The sequence below is a fragment of the Pseudoalteromonas sp. UBA6610 genome (assembly GCF_002433295.1).
Lineage (GTDB): Bacteria > Pseudomonadota > Gammaproteobacteria > Enterobacterales > Alteromonadaceae > Pseudoalteromonas > Pseudoalteromonas atlantica.
Window position 1 is genome coordinate 1 of sequence record NZ_DJHW01000126.1, and the last position, 2919, is coordinate 2919.

Sequence of the window (2919 nt, forward strand, 5' to 3'; positions counted from 1 at the left end):
GTAAATAGCCCCTAGGAAGAACCCGTTGGGCAGCGCCTGTTTGGCATTAATGCTACGTTATCGCCCAATTATGGGGAATAACCACACTGCATAGGCTCTGCCTTGCCTAAATACCAAACAGACTGCTGCAAATTTAACCTTAAAAGATCAACAGACCCTAATCACTTATTAATACCGAAGGAGGCTATTATGCTTACTTGGAATGATGTTATAAATTTTGCCAATAATGGCAATCCTACGCCACGCGAAAAGGTTGTAAAAACAGACGCGCAATGGCAGGCAATGCTAAGTGATGAGCAATACTATGTGACACGTAAAAAGGGCACAGAACGCCCTCACAGCTCACAAAGTTGCACATTACTAGAACCGGGTAAATACGCGTGTGTATGCTGCGATAATTTACTTTTTGATGCCGATGAAAAGTTTGATAGCGGCACAGGTTGGCCATCATTCACGCAGCCTGCAACTGTCGATGCAATTGGTTATGTGAACGATTTAAGCCATGGTATGCAGCGCGTTGAAGTGGTGTGTAATGTGTGTGATGCACACTTAGGGCATATTTTTCCTGATGGGCCAGCACCGTCGGGTTTGCGCTATTGTGTAAATGCCGCTGCAATGAAAAAGCTTTAATTATATAGTTAGCTTTCAATCAAGATAAACAGCTATTTCTAGCCGCTAGTTAGCGCTAGGGGGATTGAATATCGAGTTTCATTTCTTTTGCCATATGCAAAATTTTATCTAATCGCTGCGACTGATCTGGCTGCAGTGTAGAGTTACTCAAAAGGGCGTAACACTTTTTAGCAATAACCAAGTTAAAAGTGCCGCCTTTTTGTTTTGTCGAATCAAACAAACACTGTAATAAATTAAGCGCAATGCTTGGGTTACGCGGCATTACTCTAAATGCTTGCGTAAACGCCTCTAACGCCGTATTTAATTGCCCTCTATTAAATTGAGTTACTGCATGGTTGTTAAGCTCTTTAGGGCCCATTTTAATGTCACGACGCTCACTTTGCTGCTGTTGAATGTAACGCAGGTAAGTTGTATCACTCATATTGGGGTGGCGCTCACAATGGCTAATTATTTGGCTAAATAATGTTTGTGCTTTTTGATGAAAACCCAGCTCGTGAAACGCTTTTGCTTTATCAAGCGCCCCATCTACAGAGCGTATTAATGTATCGTCATCGTCGAGTTGCTCTATCAAGCGCTTGGCTTTTTGGTGCTCGTCTTTTAAATAGTGCAAACGCGCATTAAGTACATCAATTTGAGATTGGTTTGCGTTGTTAGGAAACTGCTTTTTTAAATCATTTATGTATTTATTAGTTTGACGCGAAATACGTTGTATTTGGTCTGTTTGATCTGTGGTTAAAGCAAAGTCTATACCGGCACGGGCAGCATTGAGATAGATGTCGGGGCTGTCATGAATAGAATGACGCGCATAGCTGGCTATGTCTTTTTGGGTTAAATAGCTTTTTTCGTAATCGTGGTTTATTAACGAAACATTGCTTAACGACTTTTGTCTTTGGATGTTACGTGGCGCAATATTGACTGCTTGGCTTAAAAAATCTTGCGCCAATTCAAATTGGTTTAGTTTTATTTCTAATCGGCCGAGTAAATCCAGTGCAACTAAACGTGTTTCATGGCGTTCAAGCATGGTTTTTAACATGCGCTGAGCAAGAATATGCTCATTATTAGCAATCAGCGCTTCTACTAAACCAACTTTGGCCCAGGCAAATTTTTGTATGTCTAGCACCGAGGTAAAAAAGTCTTTAGCTTCTTCACTGCGGTTTAGCCTAAGCAATGCATCTCCTTTTAAGCGAAGGAGGATAGGGCTGTATATATTGTTTTTTTTATTTAAAGTGGCATCGATTACTTTTATTGCTTTAGAGTCGTTGCCATCATCTACTAAGGTATAAATGCTCTGTAGCTCATTTTTACGTTTTAGAATACGCTCAATCCGCGTTTTTAACTCTTGTACCGTAAATGGCTTTACCAAAAAGTCGTCGGGTTGAAGCTCTAAAACGCTATGCACTAGCGCACCGCTGGTTTCTGCAGAAATAAAAATAAACGCAGTGGAGTTTTTTATCAGTTGCTTAACACGGAGTTCTTCGTAGAGTTGGTAGCCGTCTTGGTGTTTGCTTAAATTAAACGAACATACAATTAAATCAAATTGCTCAGCCAAACATTGCTCTTTTGCTGCAATTGCATGATCGGCAAAGTGCAACTGCCGAAAGCCAAGCCTTTCTAGCGACTGTTTCATATAGCTTTGAGCGAGGGGCTGCTCTTCCACTATCAGTATTTTGGCTTTGGCGTAGATCTTAGTTGGCATTGGCTTACATGTTGTTTAATTTATCACAGACTATAATCAACAGTTTAGCTGCTTACAAGGGAATTTAACTATTAGCCGAGGTTATTAGAAGATTAAGTTATTTTCATACGTTTAGATGGCTTCATATTATCCTTGCCTTAGCGATTTAAAATCAATGTTTAATTAATAGGTAAAAAGCAGCTCTAAATAATAGTTAAAATAATCTAGGTTTTTGTGGAGTGTTTGTACGTGGCGGGTGATATTGGACTTGAACCAGTGGCACTCGCCTTTATTTGTAAAGGGCGGCGATGCTCTCTTTTTCTTACAACTGGATTAATTACCCAAATAGGATTTTTATAATAATTATTCAGAAGAGTTTTGATGCTTTAGAAGTGTTTATATGTGGTAGGTGATTACTTGGCTTGAACCAGTGACTCTCGCCATTATTTGTAAAGGGCGGCGATGGTCTCTTTTTCTTATAACTGAGTTAATTACCTTTATATAATTTTATAGCGTATAGATTAATCGTTTTTCAAAAGACAAATCAAGAGTGATATTTATGGAAGTTTTTAACTTAGGTATTTTGAAGTGTTTATATGTGGTGGGTGATACTG

2 protein-coding genes are annotated in these 2919 nt (G+C 39.3%); one reads left to right on the forward strand and one right to left on the reverse strand.

The window, feature by feature from the left end:
- The first annotated feature begins 189 nt into the window (after positions 1 to 189).
- Positions 190 to 630 carry a peptide-methionine (R)-S-oxide reductase MsrB gene (gene msrB / locus B4F91_RS16485; protein ID WP_004588868.1) on the forward strand — a complete coding sequence of 147 codons (441 nt, stop codon included), beginning with the start codon at positions 190 to 192 and terminating at the stop codon, positions 628 to 630.
- A gap of 55 nt (positions 631 to 685) precedes the next feature.
- Here msrB and B4F91_RS16490 read toward each other — a convergent pair whose 3' ends face one another.
- Positions 686 to 2326, reverse strand: coding sequence for a response regulator (locus tag B4F91_RS16490; protein ID WP_138579175.1), 1641 nt, complete (start codon positions 2324 to 2326; stop codon positions 686 to 688).
- Positions 2327 to 2919: the final 593 nt, after the last annotated feature.